Genomic DNA, 16942 nt, shown 5'->3' with positions numbered 1-16942 from the left:
AGACCCTGTCAAATGTTTTTAATTTGTAACAATTTATTATGAAATTGTATAGTTAGGTGATTCTTTTGTAATCTGTACGTCATGCGGATGGCTTTCGCGAAGTCCTGCGCCAGTCATGCGAATGAACTGAGCTTCTTCTCTTAGCGCACGCAGATCTTTGGACCCGCAATACCCCATACCAGAACGAAGGCCTCCGACTAGCTGATAAACGGTTTCTTCAACTGGCCCTTTGTAAGGTGTGCGTCCTTCAATTCCTTCAGGAACAAATTTTTTATTTTCTTCTTGGAAGTAACGGTCTTTACTTCCTTTTTCCATTGCAGCAACTGATCCCATGCCGCGGTATACCTTAAATCTTCTGCCTTGGTAGATTTCAGTTTCACCAGGGCTTTCTGATGTGCCTGCAAGCAAGCTTCCGAGCATAACAGCATGTCCGCCGGCTGCCAATGCTTTAGTGATATCGCCAGAGAATTTAATCCCACCGTCGGCGATGATTGTTTTGCCGTGTTTTCTTGCTTCAGTTGCACAATCATAAATTGCTGTAATTTGCGGAACACCGACGCCGGCTACAACACGTGTAGTACAAATTGAACCAGGCCCTATTCCAACTTTGACAACGTCTGCTCCAGCTTCGATAAGCGCTCTTGTCGCTTCAGCTGTTGCCACGTTTCCAGCAATAATGTTTAATTCGGGATACGTTTCACGGATTTTTGTAACTGTGTTTAAAACGCCTTGAGAGTGTCCGTGAGCTGTATCGATAACAATCACATCAACATTGGCTTCAACAAGCTTTTTGACGCGAGTCATTGTATCGCCAGTTACACCAACTGCCGCGCCAACGATCAGGCGGCCGTGAATGTCTTTAGATGAGTTCGGGAACTCAATGACTTTTTCAATGTCTTTAATTGTGATAAGACCTTTTAATTTATTCTGGTCATCTACGAGAGGAAGCTTTTCAATTTTATGTTTCTGCAAAATCTTTTCAGCTTCATCCAGAGTAGTTCCTACAGATGCAGTAACTAGCTCTTCTTTCGTCATGACGTCGCTGATTTTCATTGAGTAGTCAGAAATAAAACGAAGGTCACGGTTTGTAATAATTCCAACAAGCTTCTGGTCTTCTTCGTTATTTACAATCGGAACACCGGAAATTCTGTATTTCCCCATCAAATGCTCCGCATCAAATACTTGGTGATCAGGAGTTAAAAAGAAGGGATTTGTGATAACGCCGCGCTCAGAACGCTTTACTTTATCAACTTGTTCAGCCTGCTGTTCAATGGACATATTTTTGTGAATGATGCCCAAGCCGCCCTGTCTTGCCATTGCAATTGCCATTGCTGATTCTGTTACAGTGTCCATACCTGCGCTGATGACAGGAATATTTAGCTTTAACGTTTTTGTAAGTTCTACAGATAAATCCACATCACGCGGAAGTACCTCAGACTTTGCTGGCACAAGCAGCACATCGTCGAACGTTAAGCCTTCTTTTGAAAATTTACTTTCCCACATTAGTAAATCCCCCTCTTTTCGGCAAAATATTATATGTAGATTATCAACTAGCCAAGAGCATGTCAAGGAAGCGGGAAAGAGTTGAAATATTTAGATAACGGAAAGGATTAAGAAATATACATGACATATCATGAGTGGAAAGACTTAGCGCTATTTTACTCCGTTGAATCAACCCAGAAATTTCTAGAAAAGGTTTATATCTTAAACGGTATTGACGATGCGAAAAAAAACTCTTTTAAAAACAGTGAACGGTTTATTTATTTCTTAAAGCATGCCGAATCGTTTTATAAACAAGCCGCATATTCTCCCTTAGAAATCAAACCGATTCTTTTATTTTATGGAATGGCACAGCTTATCAAAGCATGCTTAATTACACGTGATCCTCATTATCCAAGCCATACATCAGTACTGGCACATGGCGTAACAACAAGAAAACGAAAGAAACAAAATTATTGTTTTAGCGATGATGAAGTGAAAATACAACGAAATGGCCTATGCGTGCATTTTATGAAACATTTATTCGGACAATCGGATATAGTAGATGAACGGTATACCATGAAAAAATTATTAATGGCCATTCCAGAACTTAGCGATATTTTCTACTTTCAGCAGAAAGAACGATTTATGACAAAAGTTGAGAAGGATAAGAACGAAATTTTTGTACCGGAGGAAGTAGTAATCAATTACAAAATGTCTGATTCAAGGTTTGCTGAACACATGTCCCATCATTATCAATGGTCTTTTACAAAAAAAAATGAACACGGGCTGCTGTTCGAAATTTCACCACAAGACAAGGAGCCATGGACATCGACCAGCTTATTGTTTGACATGGAAAAGAACCAATATTATATCCCTTCTCAAAGGGAGCAATTTCTGAGGCTTCCCGAAATGACAATTCATTATTTGATTTTGTACAACGTTGGGATGATTGCAAGGTATGAAACAGAATGGTGGTATGAGTTATTAACACAGCATATAAGTGATGACTACGTGTTAATTCAGCAGTTTTTATTAGTATCAGAAAAGAAATTCCCTAAATACGCTTCACAGTTTCTTCTTCATTTTTAACAAACAAAAAACCCAGCTCATTGAGCTGGGTTTAAGCTTGCTTGGCGGCGTCCTACTCTCACAGGGGGAAACCCCCGACTACCATCGGCGCTGAAGAGCTTAACTTCCGTGTTCGGTATGGGAACGGGTGTGACCTCTTCGCTATCGCCACCAAACAAATTGAGAGTGTTCTCTCAAAACTAGATAACAGGTGTGACATCATTCAAAAATATGGTTAAGTCCTCGATCGATTAGTATCTGTCAGCTCCATGTGTCGCCACACTTCCACCTCAGACCTATCAACCTGATCATCTTTCAGGGATCTTACTTCCTTGCGGAATGGGAAATCTCATCTTGAGGGGGGCTTCATGCTTAGATGCTTTCAGCACTTATCCCGTCCGCACATAGCTACCCAGCGATGCCCTTGGCAGAACAACTGGTACACCAGCGGTGCGTCCATCCCGGTCCTCTCGTACTAAGGACAGCTCCTCTCAAATTTCCTGCGCCCGCGACGGATAGGGACCGAACTGTCTCACGACGTTCTGAACCCAGCTCGCGTACCGCTTTAATGGGCGAACAGCCCAACCCTTGGGACCGACTACAGCCCCAGGATGCGATGAGCCGACATCGAGGTGCCAAACCTCCCCGTCGATGTGGACTCTTGGGGGAGATAAGCCTGTTATCCCCGGGGTAGCTTTTATCCGTTGAGCGATGGCCCTTCCATGCGGAACCACCGGATCACTAAGCCCGACTTTCGTCCCTGCTCGACTTGTAGGTCTCGCAGTCAAGCTCCCTTGTGCCTTTACACTCTGCGAATGATTTCCAACCATTCTGAGGGAACCTTTGGGCGCCTCCGTTACCTTTTAGGAGGCGACCGCCCCAGTCAAACTGCCCACCTGACACTGTCTCCCCGCCCGATAAGGGCGGCGGGTTAGAAGGTCAATACAGCCAGGGTAGTATCCCACCGATGCCTCCACCGAAGCTGGCGCTCCGGTTTCCAAGGCTCCTACCTATCCTGTACAAGCTGTACCAACATTCAATATCAGGCTGCAGTAAAGCTCCACGGGGTCTTTCCGTCCTGTCGCGGGTAACCTGCATCTTCACAGGTACTATAATTTCACCGAGTCTCTCGTTGAGACAGTGCCCAGATCGTTGCGCCTTTCGTGCGGGTCGGAACTTACCCGACAAGGAATTTCGCTACCTTAGGACCGTTATAGTTACGGCCGCCGTTTACTGGGGCTTCAATTCGCACCTTCGCTTACGCTAAGCGCTCCTCTTAACCTTCCAGCACCGGGCAGGCGTCAGCCCCTATACTTCGCCTTACGGCTTCGCAGAGACCTGTGTTTTTGCTAAACAGTCGCCTGGGCCTATTCACTGCGGCTCTCTCGGGCTTGCACCCTAACAGAGCACCCCTTCTCCCGAAGTTACGGGGTCATTTTGCCGAGTTCCTTAACGAGAGTTCTCTCGATCACCTTAGGATTCTCTCCTCGCCTACCTGTGTCGGTTTGCGGTACGGGCACCTCTCACCTCGCTAGAGGCTTTTCTTGGCAGTGTGGAATCAGGAACTTCGCTACTATATTTCGCTCGCCATCACAGCTCAGCCTTATGGGAAACGGATTTGCCTATTTCCCAGCCTAACTGCTTGGACGCGGATATCCAATACCGCGCTTACCCTATCCTCCTGCGTCCCCCCATTGCTCAAATGGTGAGGAGGTGGTACAGGAATATCAACCTGTTGTCCATCGCCTACGCCTTTCGGCCTCGGCTTAGGTCCCGACTAACCCTGAGCGGACGAGCCTTCCTCAGGAAACCTTAGGCATTCGGTGGAGGGGATTCTCACCCCTCTTTCGCTACTCATACCGGCATTCTCACTTCTAAGCGCTCCACCAGTCCTTCCGGTCTGGCTTCACAGCCCTTAGAACGCTCTCCTACCACTGTTCGAAGAACAGTCCGCAGCTTCGGTGATACGTTTAGCCCCGGTACATTTTCGGCGCAGAGTCACTCGACCAGTGAGCTATTACGCACTCTTTAAATGGTGGCTGCTTCTAAGCCAACATCCTGGTTGTCTAAGCAACTCCACATCCTTTTCCACTTAACGTATACTTTGGGACCTTAGCTGGCGGTCTGGGCTGTTTCCCTTTCGACTACGGATCTTATCACTCGCAGTCTGACTCCCAAGGATAAGTCATTGGCATTCGGAGTTTGACTGAATTCGGTAACCCGGTAGGGGCCCCTAGTCCAATCAGTGCTCTACCTCCAAGACTCTTACCTTGAGGCTAGCCCTAAAGCTATTTCGGAGAGAACCAGCTATCTCCAGGTTCGATTGGCATTTCACCCCTACCCACACCTCATCCCCGCACTTTTCAACGTGCGTGGGTTCGGGCCTCCATTCAGTGTTACCTGAACTTCACCCTGGACATGGGTAGATCACCTGGTTTCGGGTCTACGACCACGTACTCATGCGCCCTATTCAGACTCGCTTTCGCTGCGGCTCCGCATCTTCTGCTTAACCTTGCACGGGATCGTAACTCGCCGGTTCATTCTACAAAAGGCACGCCATCACCCGTTAACGGGCTCTGACTACTTGTAGGCACACGGTTTCAGGATCTCTTTCACTCCCCTTCCGGGGTGCTTTTCACCTTTCCCTCACGGTACTGGTTCACTATCGGTCACTAGGGAGTATTTAGCCTTGGGAGATGGTCCTCCCGGATTCCGACGGAATTTCACGTGTTCCGCCGTACTCAGGATCCACTCAGGAGAGAACGAAGTTTTGACTACAGGGCTGTTACCTCCTATGGCGGGCCTTTCCAGACCTCTTCATCTACCTCGTTCCTTTGTAACTCCGTACAGAGTGTCCTACAACCCCAAGAGGCAAGCCTCTTGGTTTGGGCTAATCCCGTTTCGCTCGCCGCTACTCAGGGAATCGCATTTGCTTTCTCTTCCTCCGGGTACTTAGATGTTTCAGTTCCCCGGGTCTGCCTTCTCATATCCTATGAATTCAGATATGGATACCACTCCATTACGAGTGGTGGGTTTCCCCATTCGGAAATCTCCGGATCAAAGCTTGCTTACAGCTCCCCGAAGCATATCGGTGTTCGTCCCGTCCTTCATCGGCTCCTAGTGCCAAGGCATCCACCGTGCGCCCTTTCTAACTTAACCGTTAAAAAGAATCACTATGTGATATCTTGTGTTACTAATTGAATGTGATGTCTACTGTTATCTAGTTTTCAAAGAACACGTTGGTGGAGCCTAGCGGGATCGAACCGCTGACCTCCTGCGTGCAAAGCAGGCGCTCTCCCAGCTGAGCTAAGGCCCCGTTATATAAGATGGTGGGCCTGAGTGGACTCGAACCACCGACCTCACGCTTATCAGGCGTGCGCTCTAACCAGCTGAGCTACAGGCCCATCTTAACTTATTCAAGGAACAAAGTTCCTTCAAAACTAAACAAGACAGGGAACGTTCTGTTTATAAGACCCAAGGTCTTATATTCCGTATAATATCCTTAGAAAGGAGGTGATCCAGCCGCACCTTCCGATACGGCTACCTTGTTACGACTTCACCCCAATCATCTGTCCCACCTTCGGCGGCTGGCTCCTAAAAGGTTACCTCACCGACTTCGGGTGTTACAAACTCTCGTGGTGTGACGGGCGGTGTGTACAAGGCCCGGGAACGTATTCACCGCGGCATGCTGATCCGCGATTACTAGCGATTCCAGCTTCACGCAGTCGAGTTGCAGACTGCGATCCGAACTGAGAACAGATTTGTGGGATTGGCTTAACCTCGCGGTTTCGCTGCCCTTTGTTCTGTCCATTGTAGCACGTGTGTAGCCCAGGTCATAAGGGGCATGATGATTTGACGTCATCCCCACCTTCCTCCGGTTTGTCACCGGCAGTCACCTTAGAGTGCCCAACTGAATGCTGGCAACTAAGATCAAGGGTTGCGCTCGTTGCGGGACTTAACCCAACATCTCACGACACGAGCTGACGACAACCATGCACCACCTGTCACTCTGCCCCCGAAGGGGACGTCCTATCTCTAGGATTGTCAGAGGATGTCAAGACCTGGTAAGGTTCTTCGCGTTGCTTCGAATTAAACCACATGCTCCACCGCTTGTGCGGGCCCCCGTCAATTCCTTTGAGTTTCAGTCTTGCGACCGTACTCCCCAGGCGGAGTGCTTAATGCGTTAGCTGCAGCACTAAGGGGCGGAAACCCCCTAACACTTAGCACTCATCGTTTACGGCGTGGACTACCAGGGTATCTAATCCTGTTCGCTCCCCACGCTTTCGCTCCTCAGCGTCAGTTACAGACCAGAGAGTCGCCTTCGCCACTGGTGTTCCTCCACATCTCTACGCATTTCACCGCTACACGTGGAATTCCACTCTCCTCTTCTGCACTCAAGTTCCCCAGTTTCCAATGACCCTCCCCGGTTGAGCCGGGGGCTTTCACATCAGACTTAAGAAACCGCCTGCGAGCCCTTTACGCCCAATAATTCCGGACAACGCTTGCCACCTACGTATTACCGCGGCTGCTGGCACGTAGTTAGCCGTGGCTTTCTGGTTAGGTACCGTCAAGGTACCGCCCTATTCGAACGGTACTTGTTCTTCCCTAACAACAGAGCTTTACGATCCGAAAACCTTCATCACTCACGCGGCGTTGCTCCGTCAGACTTTCGTCCATTGCGGAAGATTCCCTACTGCTGCCTCCCGTAGGAGTCTGGGCCGTGTCTCAGTCCCAGTGTGGCCGATCACCCTCTCAGGTCGGCTACGCATCGTTGCCTTGGTGAGCCATTACCTCACCAACTAGCTAATGCGCCGCGGGTCCATCTGTAAGTGGTAGCCGAAGCCACCTTTTATGTTTGAACCATGCGGTTCAAACAACCATCCGGTATTAGCCCCGGTTTCCCGGAGTTATCCCAGTCTTACAGGCAGGTTACCCACGTGTTACTCACCCGTCCGCCGCTAACATCAGGGAGCAAGCTCCCATCTGTCCGCTCGACTTGCATGTATTAGGCACGCCGCCAGCGTTCGTCCTGAGCCAGGATCAAACTCTCCGATAAAGTAGTTTGACTGACTACGCACATCGCTGTGCGATTTTTAAAAACTGAATTAACAGGTACGTTTTGTCTTGTTTAGTTTTCAAAGAACTTTGCGCGCTTCTCTCGAAGCGACTACTTAATAATAACATTTTTAGTTAACTAGGTCAATACTTTTTTGAAAAAGTTTTTACTAGTCATAATGGTCATGTTTGTGTCTTTTAAAAGACAACAGAAATGATTATACCATAATTTTTATGACTGTAAAGGGTTATGACACAAAAAAGCGCAGCTATTTCAGCTGCGCTTTTTCTCACACTTCTTCTTGTTCTTCTTCATTCTCATCTTCTTCGTTTTTCTCTACTAAAGCTACTGTAGCAACATGCTCTTCTTCTGCCATTCTGATGAGACGCACACCTTGAGTGACACGTCCGGTGATGGAGATATCATTGATGTCCATTCTGATGAGTACGCCGCTAGCTGTAATAATCATTAGATCCTCTTCACCTTTAGTAGCTTTCACTGCTACTAGTTGACCGTTGTTCTCGGTGATTTTCGCTGTTTTGAGTCCTTTTCCGCCCCGGCTTTGGGTTCTGTACTCTTCAGCCGGAGTTCGTTTTCCGTACCCTTTTTCAGTTACGATAAGGACGTGTGATTCTTCCTCTAAAATTTCCATGCCGACAACAACGTCGTCATCCGTCAGGGTGATGCCTTTTACGCCCGCCGCAGTTCTTCCCATCTCCCGGACATCTGTTTCAGGGAAACGGATCAGTAAACCGTTTTTCGTTCCAATGATGATTTGTTTTGTGCCGTCAGTCAGACGTACACCCATCAGTTCATCATCTTCACGAAGACCCAGAGCGATTAGACCATTGTTGCGGATATTAGCGAATTGAGATAGCGATGTTCGTTTTGAAACCCCATGCTTTGTAGTGAAGAAAAGGTAAAGCTCCGCATTGAATTCCGTGACTGGAATAATCGCGTTGATCCACTCACCCTTTTCTACCTCCAGCAGGTTAATAATCGGGATTCCTTTTGCCGTTCTGCCGTATTCAGGGATTTCATACCCTTTTGCACGATACACTTTCCCCTTGTTCGAGAAGAAGAGAATCGTGTCATGAGTTGACGTAGAGATCAAATGTTCAACGAAATCATCTTCGTTTGTTCCCATACCTTGTACACCTTTTCCGCCCCGTTTTTGACTGCGGTAAGTTGATGCAGGAAGACGTTTGACGTATCCGTTGTGCGTCAGAGTAACTACGATATTTTCTCTCTCGATGAGATCTTCATCTTCAATTGTCTCCAGTCCGGAAGTGACGATCTCAGTACGTCTTTCATCGTTAAAACGCTCTTTGATTTCCGTGAGTTCTTCACGAATGATCTCAAGCACTTTATATTCATTTGCCAAGATGTCTTTTAGCTCTGCAATTAATTTAACAAGAGATTGGTATTCTTCTTCTATCTTTTCACGTTCCAGTCCCGTTAAACGCTGGAGCCTCATATCAAGGATCGCTTGTGCTTGCTTCTCTGTCAGTGAGAATTGTTCAATTAAACCTGTTCTCGCAATTTCAGCCGTTTGAGAATTACGGATAAGGGAGATAACTGCATCGAGATGATCCAGTGCAACTCTCAATCCTTCCAGGATATGAGCTCTCGCTTCCGCTTTACGCAATTCATAAGCAGTACGGCGTCTAATGACAACTTTTTGATGGTCGAGGTAATGCTCTAGGCATTTCTTAAGAGTTAAAACTTTCGGCTGGCCATCAACAAGTGCAAGCAGGTTGATGCCAAAAGATGTTTGTAGAGCAGTTTGTTTGTACAGATTGTTTAAGATGACATTTGCATTGGCGTCGCGTCTGATTTCAATGACAATTCTCATACCTGTACGATCTGACTCATCACGCAGATCTGTGATACCCTCTATCTTTTTGTCCCTTACGAGATCGGCAATTTTCTCAATTAATTTCGCCTTATTTACTTGGTAAGGTAACTCTGTAACGATAATTCTTTCTTTACCCGAAGATGTTTGTTCGATCTCAGCTTTTGCCCGGATCGTGATAGAGCCTCGGCCTGATTCGTATGCTTTCCGGATACCGCTGCGTCCCAAGATTTGACCCGCGGTCGGGAAATCAGGCCCTGGAATGACTTCCATAAGCTCTGGAATTGTAATGTCCGGATTCTCACTGACAGCAAGTACACCGTCAATGATTTCTCCCAGCTGGTGCGGAGGAATGTTTGTTGCCATACCTACCGCAATGCCGGCAGCACCGTTCACGAGCAGATTCGGGAACCTTGAAGGCATAACGACAGGTTCTCTTTCTGACCCGTCATAGTTATCCTGGTAATCGATTGTGTCTTTTGTGATGTCACGAAGAATCTCCATTGAGATTTTAGACATTCTTGCTTCTGTATAACGCATGGCCGCCGCTGAGTCTCCGTCAACAGAACCGAAGTTTCCGTGACCGTCAACGAGCATATAACGGTAGTTGAAATCCTGAGCCATTCTGACCATGGATTCATATACCGCTGAATCACCGTGCGGGTGGTATTTCCCGATAACTTCTCCAACGATACGCGCGGATTTTTTATAAGGTTTGTCACTTGTCATGCCCAAATCATTCATTGCGTATAAAATCCGTCTGTGAACCGGTTTTAAACCGTCACGAACATCTGGAAGAGCACGGGACACGATAACGCTCATTGCATAATCCAAGAAGGACGTACGCATTTCCTGACTGATATTTATTTCACGAACTTGTGGTGTGTTTTGTTCACTCATTAAAAAACCTCCCTGAAGTATCACATGAAATATGTGGGAGTAGATTGTCCATTATGACCTTCAATACGATTTCACTATTCTCCATTATATCAATAAACTTATGATTATACACATTAAATTGCTAGAATATATAGGTATTGCAAGCATTGCTGCATCTGATCTTGTTCAGAAAAAAGCCTTATTTCTTATTGGAAATAAGGCTTTTTATGATTAGATGTCAAGATTTTTAACGTATCTCGCATTCGCTTCTATGAAGTTTCGGCGCGGTTCTACCTTGTCGCCCATAAGCATTTCAAAAGTCTCGTCCGCATCCATTGCATCTTCAAGAGTTACCTGAAGAAGTGTTCTGGAACTAGGATCCATGGTTGTCTCCCATAGCTGGGTGGCATTCATTTCACCAAGACCTTTGTAACGCTGCAGTCCAGGCTTAGGCGTTTGAGGAAGAGTTTTTAACAGCTCTTCAAGCTCCTTGTCATTGTACGCATATTCAACGCGTTTCCCCTGTTGAACCTTGTAGAGCGGCGGCTGCGCAATGTACACGTAGCCATTTTCGATAATTTGGCGCATATATCTGTAAAAGAACGTTAACAGAAGTGTTCTGATGTGCGCGCCGTCAACATCGGCATCTGTCATAATGACAACTTTGTGGTAACGGGCTTTCTCAAGGTTGAAGTCTTCCCCAATACCTGTGCCGAGCGCTGTGATCATAGAGCGAACTTCGTTGTTAGAAAGGATTTTATCCAGTCTGGCCTTTTCAACGTTTAGGATTTTACCTCTAAGCGGCAAAATGGCTTGGAAATGTCTGTCGCGTCCTTGTTTAGCAGATCCTCCGGCAGAGTCACCCTCTACGATATATAACTCGGAGATGCTCGGATCTTTTGAAGAGCAGTCCGCTAACTTACCGGGCAGGTTTGAAATTTCCAAAGCACTCTTACGACGTGTTAGTTCACGGGCTTTTTTCGCAGCCATTCTTGCTCTTGCCGCCATTAAGCCTTTATCGACAATTTTTTTGGCTGCATCTGGATTTTCCAGCATAAATGTTTCCATCGCCGTAGAAAATAACGTATCGGTGATCGTCCGTGCTTCTGAGTTGCCCAGCTTTGTTTTCGTTTGGCCCTCAAACTGCGGATCAGGGTGTTTGATTGAAATAATCGCTGTCAGCCCTTCCCTTACGTCATCTCCGCTTAGGTTTGGATCATTTTCTTTAATAAGCCCTTTTTTTCTGGCGTAATCGTTGATAACACGAGTCAGGCCCGTTTTGAAGCCAGCTTCATGGGTACCGCCTTCGTACGTGTTAATGTTGTTTGTAAACGAGTAAATGTTGCTTGTGTAGCTGTCATTGTATTGCAAAGCCACTTCAACCGTAATGCCGTCCTTTTCGCCTTCAATGTAAATCGGCTCTTCATGGACAACCTCTTTAGAGCGGTTTAAATACTCTACATAACTTTTAATTCCGCCTTCGTAATGGTATTCATTTTTGCGCTCTTGTCCTTCACGTTTATCCTCAATCGTGATGTTTACGCCCTTTGTTAAAAAGGCTAATTCACGTACGCGGTTGGCAAGCAGATCATAATCATACTCGGTTGTTTCTGAGAAAATTTCAGGGTCCGGGACAAAATGTGTCGTCGTTCCTGTATGATCCGTTTCGCCAATGATTTCAAGGTCTGTAACCGGAACTCCGCGTTTATAAGTTTGGCGGTGAATTTTACCATCACGGTGAACCGTCACATCAAGCTCTGTTGATAGTGCGTTTACGACAGACGCACCTACACCGTGTAATCCTCCGGATACTTTATAGCCGCTTCCGTCAAATTTTCCTCCGGCATGAAGTACCGTCATAATGACTTCTACCGCAGGACGGCCCATTTTTTCATGAATACCGACTGGAATACCGCGGCCATTATCTACAACCGTGATACTGTTGTCTTTTTCGATTTGGATATTGATATCCGTACAATAACCGGCGAGGGCTTCGTCAATACTATTGTCGACAATTTCCCATACCAGGTGGTGAAGGCCTTTGCTGTTTGTCGAACCGATATACATCCCCGGTCTTTTACGAACAGCTTCCAATCCTTCTAGTACCTGTATCTGATTTTCATCATAACTGTTTTGCTGCTGTTCCATAGCCACGTCATTCACCTACACTTTTCTAAACGATATATTCGTGATAAAAAATTTCTAAGAATCTATTTCAAACATAAATTGCGCACGTTTTTTTAATGTGCTGGAAGATAAGGGAGAGTAATATATATTCTGAACCGTGACTACGATAGATTTGGGCGTGCCGTTTACGGAAGGCACCACCTTGTGTTTCTGTTTTTTCAGAAATTCTTCAACAATAGGCGACATGTTGGCTTTAAAGTCAAAAATGCCGACAATATCTCGTGTTGAAACCACAAAGTCATCACCTAAATGAATATACAATTGCTCACCTCATTTCTTCACTTCACTAACGCACCATTTTGCACACGGAACATTCCTGCTTGACGTAAGGTTTCGTGATCAATGCCATCAACGCTTGTCGTTGTGACAAACGTTTGTACACGGCCTTGGATCGTATGAAGCAAGTGTGACTGGCGATAATCATCCAGTTCACTCAGTACATCATCCAATAGTAAAATGGGATATTCTCCGATTTCTTCATGGATCAGGTCAATCTCCGCCAGCTTAAGGGACAACGCCGTCGTTCGCTGCTGTCCTTGAGAACCATACGTCTGCACATCGCGTCCGTTCACATAGAAAAGAACATCATCGCGATGAGGCCCTGACAGCGTCACACCACGCTCAATTTCTTTTTCTCTTAATTTAGAAAACGCTTCTTGATAGCTATCTCCTATTTTCGACAAATCTAGGGGATCTGATACATCAAGAGCTGTATGGTATTTCAGGGTCAGTTCTTCAAGCCCTCTTGAGATGCCTGCATGGATGGGCTGCGCCCATTTCTCGAGCTGTGCTGTAAACTGCAGGCGTTTTACGACGACTTTTGCTGCAACTTCTACAAGCTGATCGGTCAGAACATCGAGCATCGTCCGGTCAGTTTGTTTTCTTGTTTGCAGCTGTTTCAAAAAATGATTCCGCTGGGAAAGGATTTTCTGGTAAAGAGAAAGATCATGAAGGTAGACGGGAGAAACCTGTCCGATTTCCATGTCAAGAAACCGCCTTCTCACTTGAGGGCTTCCCTTTACAAGATTTAAATCTTCCGGCGCGAACATAATGGTGTTGAGGGCCCCGACATACTGGCTGAGCTTTTGCTGTTCAATATGATTGACCTTGCCCTTTTTACCCTTTTTGGAGATGACGAGCTGCATCGGGATTGCCCCGTTTTGCTTCATCACTCTTCCCTCTATTTTAGCATAGTCTTTGTCCCACCGTATAAGTTCTTTGTCATTTGATGTCCGGTGCGATTTCGCCATGGACAAGACATAGATCGCCTCCATGAGGTTTGTCTTCCCCTGGGCGTTTTCTCCGATGATCACATTTACTTTATTTTCAAATTGAAGTTCAGCATGGTCGTAGTTGCGGTAAGATGTCAGTTCTAAGTTCTGGATATACAATCAGTGTCACCCGCTTTAATTGACGACTTGAAATGAACCAAATCCTTCAATCTCTACCACATCTCCAACATACAGTTTTCTGCCCCGGCGGTTGTCCGGCTCATCGTTCACAAGCACTTCATGCTCGCTTAAAAACCACTTCGCCATACCGCCAGACTGAATCACATCGGCTAATTTTAAGAATTGTCCGAGTGTAATCATCTCTGTATCAATTGAAATCGGATTTGCCATTATATCGACCTCTTTCAAATATCACTAATATCTAATTGTACTAAAAAAAAACGAATTAGGGAAAGGGAAAACTTGTCGGAGCAGATACCGAATAGAAAAGCTGCCGACAGGTCGGCAGCAGTGTATCGGATTAATAGGTTCTGACAGGGAGGATAAGCTGTACAATCGTTTCATCATTCGGCGTGCGAATTAAGAAGGGTCTCATTGCACCTGTAAAGCTTACGCGTATTTCTGCTCCTTCAAGCACCTTTAGTGCATCCAGCATATATTTTGGACTAAAAGAGATATTTAATTCCTCACCTTCAATTTGATCCGCAACAATCGCTTCCACAACTTTACCGATTTCCGGCGAGTTAGAAGAAATTTCAATGGATTCAGCCGGTTTTGCAGACAGTTTTACCACGTTGTTGCGTCCCTCTCTGGCTAAAAGAGATGCACGATCAATGGCCTGAAGGAATTCTTTTGTGTTCACAATGATTTCTGTTTTGCTGTCTTGCGGAATCAGGCTGGTTGTGTCTGGATAATTCCCGTCCAGAAGCCGTGAGAAGAATAAGACGTTTTTCGCTTTAAACAGAACTTGGGTTTCTGTGATGACGATATCTACAAGTTCCTGGTTGTCATCTAAAATCTTGCTGAGTTCAGTTAAACTTTTTCCCGGAATCACGACGTTATAAGATCTGTCTTCTGGAATATCAAGTTTCGCCTTTCTTAATGCAAGACGGTGGCTATCCGTTGCAGTGCATAATAATTCACTTTGCTCCACTTTCCAGTTTACACCTGTCAAGATAGGGCGTGTTTCTGAGGTGGACACTGCAAATACTGTTTGTCTGATTAGATTTTTTAACAAATCAGTTGGGATCTGAATCGCATGATGCTCTTCAATCTGCGGCAAGTGCGGATACTCATCAGCATCCAGTCCGTTTAGATTAAATTCAGCTTTACCAGAACGGATAATCGTCAAATACTGATTTTGGACTTCGATTTCTACAGTTGCCATCGGCAATTTTTTTACAATTTCACTAAAAAAGCGAGCCTGTAAAACGATGCTTCCGGGCTGTTCAATAGTGACGATTTCTTTATCTCCTTCTTCTTTTGGAATGAAGGATTCAATAGAAATATCTGAGTCACTCCCTGTAAAGGATACTCCATCATCTGATGCAACAATTTTAATACCAGTCAGAATGGGAATCGTGGTTCTGGATGAAACTGCTTTTAATACATCTTGGACACTTTCAACAAGACGATCTTTTTGAATCGTGAATTTCATTTTTATCCTCCTAACGGATAATGTATTAATATATATATTTATAAAAAATAGTAGAAGTAATAGTAGGGCCTGTGGATTTGTGGATAAGTTGTGAAAAAGACAGGAAACACAGCCTATCCACATGTGGACAGACTGTGTATGACTTCCGAAAAGTTATTCACACTTTCCCCGATTCCCCGGTCCTGCTATTTAAGCTGTTCTTTAATTTCTTTTACATGCTGCTGAAGCTGTTCATCATCTGCCAGCAGTTTTGAAATTTTTTCATGCGCATGAATAACGGTCGTATGATCACGTCCTCCAAACTCTTCACCGATTTTAGGAAGAGAGGAATCAGTCATTTCCCTTGATAAGTACATGGCGATTTGACGCGGAAAAGCTACTGACTTTGTCCGTTTTTTTGCTTTGAAATCCTCGAGTTTAATATTAAATTGCTGGCCTACTACCCTCTGAATTTCTTTTATCGTAATGACTTTCGGTTTTGAGGAAGGAATAATATCTTTCAACGCCTCAGCGGCTAGATCAGCATTAATATCTTTATTAATTAAAGATGAATAAGCGACAACTCTGATTAATGCTCCTTCGAGTTCCCGAATATTGCTGTCGATTTGATTCGCGATGTAAAGCATAACCTCGTTCGGAATATCGAGGCCTTCTGCTTTGGCTTTTTTTCTTAAAATCGCAATTCTCGTTTCTAGATCAGGCGGTGTGATATCTGTAATAAGTCCCCATTCAAAACGTGAGCGCAATCTGTCCTCAAGTGTCGGAATTTCCTTTGGCGGCCGGTCACTTGAAATGACGATTTGTTTGCTTTCTTCGTGCAATGTGTTAAATGTATGGAAAAATTCTTCCTGGGTTTGTTCTTTCCCCGCTAAAAATTGAATATCATCTATCAAAAGCACATCAACATTTCGATAGCGATTGCGGAAGTCGACGGCTTTATTATCTCGGATAGAGTTGATGAATTCGTTTGTAAATTTCTCAGAAGACAGATAAACCACTTTGGCAGAAGGATTATGATCTATTACATAATGGCCGATCGCATGCATTAAGTGCGTTTTCCCTAAGCCGACGCCCCCATAGATAAATAAAGGGTTGTAAGCTTTCGCGGGTGCTTCCGCTACTGCGAGGGAAGCTGCGTGTGCAAATCGGTTTCCAGATCCGATGACAAAAGTATCAAAAGTATATTTTGGATTGAGCATATTTTGAGGAAAATCAGATGTATCTTCTTTGACCGCTTTTTTGACTTGCGGTTTCGGCATAAAGTCCTCAACATCTTGATTTTGAGGAATGACAAACTTAATGCTCAATTCTTCCCCGGTTAATTCATATATAGTATCTGCAATCAGATGCAAGTATCTGGACTCCAGCCAGTCTCTGGCAAATTCATTGGGAGCCGTGATTGTTAATGTATCGCCTTGCAGTGAGTGGGCTTTGGTTGACTTCATCCAAGTCTCAAAACTCGGTTTGCTCAACTTTTTTTCGATTTGAGCAAGGGCTTGGTTCCACAGGTCTAATATATTTTCCAT

9 protein-coding genes, 2 tRNA genes and 3 rRNA genes are annotated in these 16942 nt (G+C 45.2%); 1 reads left to right on the top strand and 13 read right to left on the bottom strand.

The window, feature by feature from the left end:
* Window positions 1-36 precede the first annotated feature (36 nt).
* A complete protein-coding gene (guaB, locus tag NST79_RS00070) occupies window positions 37-1503 on the bottom strand; it encodes an IMP dehydrogenase (protein WP_003226803.1) in 1467 nt (488 codons plus the stop codon).
* Between the two features lie 120 nt (window positions 1504-1623).
* On the opposite strand from guaB, the gene NST79_RS00065 reads away from it, so the two are divergent.
* Window positions 1624-2571, top strand: coding sequence for a YaaC family protein (locus tag NST79_RS00065; protein WP_181216726.1), 948 nt, complete (start codon window positions 1624-1626; stop codon window positions 2569-2571).
* Between the two features lie 39 nt (window positions 2572-2610).
* Here NST79_RS00065 and rrf read toward each other — a convergent pair.
* The 12 genes from rrf to dnaA form a co-directional block, all read right to left on the bottom strand.
* Window positions 2611-2726: ribosomal RNA gene (rrf, locus tag NST79_RS00060) — 5S ribosomal RNA — on the bottom strand.
* A 55-nt stretch (window positions 2727-2781) separates the two neighbouring features.
* A 23S ribosomal RNA gene (locus NST79_RS00055) occupies window positions 2782-5709 on the bottom strand.
* An 81-nt stretch (window positions 5710-5790) separates the two neighbouring features.
* Window positions 5791-5866 (bottom strand) — tRNA-Ala (locus tag NST79_RS00050).
* A gap of 11 nt (window positions 5867-5877) precedes the next feature.
* A tRNA-Ile gene (locus NST79_RS00045) sits at window positions 5878-5954 on the bottom strand.
* Window positions 5955-6056: 102 nt separating this feature from the next.
* Window positions 6057-7606, bottom strand: a 16S ribosomal RNA gene (locus NST79_RS00040).
* Together the 16S, 23S and 5S rRNA genes with 2 tRNA genes alongside form the textbook arrangement of a ribosomal RNA operon.
* Before the next feature lie 289 nt (window positions 7607-7895).
* Window positions 7896-10361 carry a DNA topoisomerase (ATP-hydrolyzing) subunit A gene (gyrA, locus tag NST79_RS00035; protein WP_212060072.1) on the bottom strand — a complete coding sequence of 822 codons (2466 nt, stop codon included), beginning with the start codon at window positions 10359-10361 and terminating at the stop codon, window positions 7896-7898.
* A gap of 210 nt (window positions 10362-10571) precedes the next feature.
* Window positions 10572-12488 (bottom strand): DNA topoisomerase (ATP-hydrolyzing) subunit B, encoded by a 1917-nt coding sequence (gyrB, locus tag NST79_RS00030; protein ID WP_003226808.1) that lies wholly within the window; start codon window positions 12486-12488, stop codon window positions 10572-10574.
* 54 nt (window positions 12489-12542) lie between these two features.
* A complete protein-coding gene (remB, locus tag NST79_RS00025; protein ID WP_003219266.1) occupies window positions 12543-12788 on the bottom strand; it encodes an extracellular matrix regulator RemB in 246 nt (81 codons plus the stop codon).
* A gap of 17 nt (window positions 12789-12805) precedes the next feature.
* Window positions 12806-13918 carry a DNA replication/repair protein RecF gene (gene recF / locus NST79_RS00020; RefSeq protein ID WP_003243515.1) on the bottom strand — a complete coding sequence of 371 codons (1113 nt, stop codon included), beginning with the start codon at window positions 13916-13918 and terminating at the stop codon, window positions 12806-12808.
* A gap of 15 nt (window positions 13919-13933) precedes the next feature.
* Complete coding sequence (gene rlbA / locus NST79_RS00015; RefSeq protein ID WP_003226810.1) at window positions 13934-14149, bottom strand: ribosome maturation protein RlbA; 216 nt, start codon at window positions 14147-14149, stop codon at window positions 13934-13936.
* 130 nt (window positions 14150-14279) lie between these two features.
* Window positions 14280-15416: a DNA polymerase III subunit beta gene (gene dnaN, locus NST79_RS00010; protein WP_003242509.1), complete on the bottom strand. Its 1137-nt coding sequence runs from the start codon at window positions 15414-15416 to the stop codon at window positions 14280-14282.
* 185 nt (window positions 15417-15601) lie between these two features.
* Complete coding sequence (gene dnaA / locus NST79_RS00005; protein ID WP_003242674.1) at window positions 15602-16942, bottom strand: chromosomal replication initiator protein DnaA; 1341 nt, start codon at window positions 16940-16942, stop codon at window positions 15602-15604.

This window comes from Bacillus sp. PS196 (assembly GCF_037963555.1).
GTDB lineage: Bacteria > Bacillota > Bacilli > Bacillales > Bacillaceae > Bacillus > Bacillus subtilis.
The sequence above is the reverse complement of the archived record's forward strand: the minus strand, read 5'-3'. Positions and strand labels throughout refer to the sequence as shown.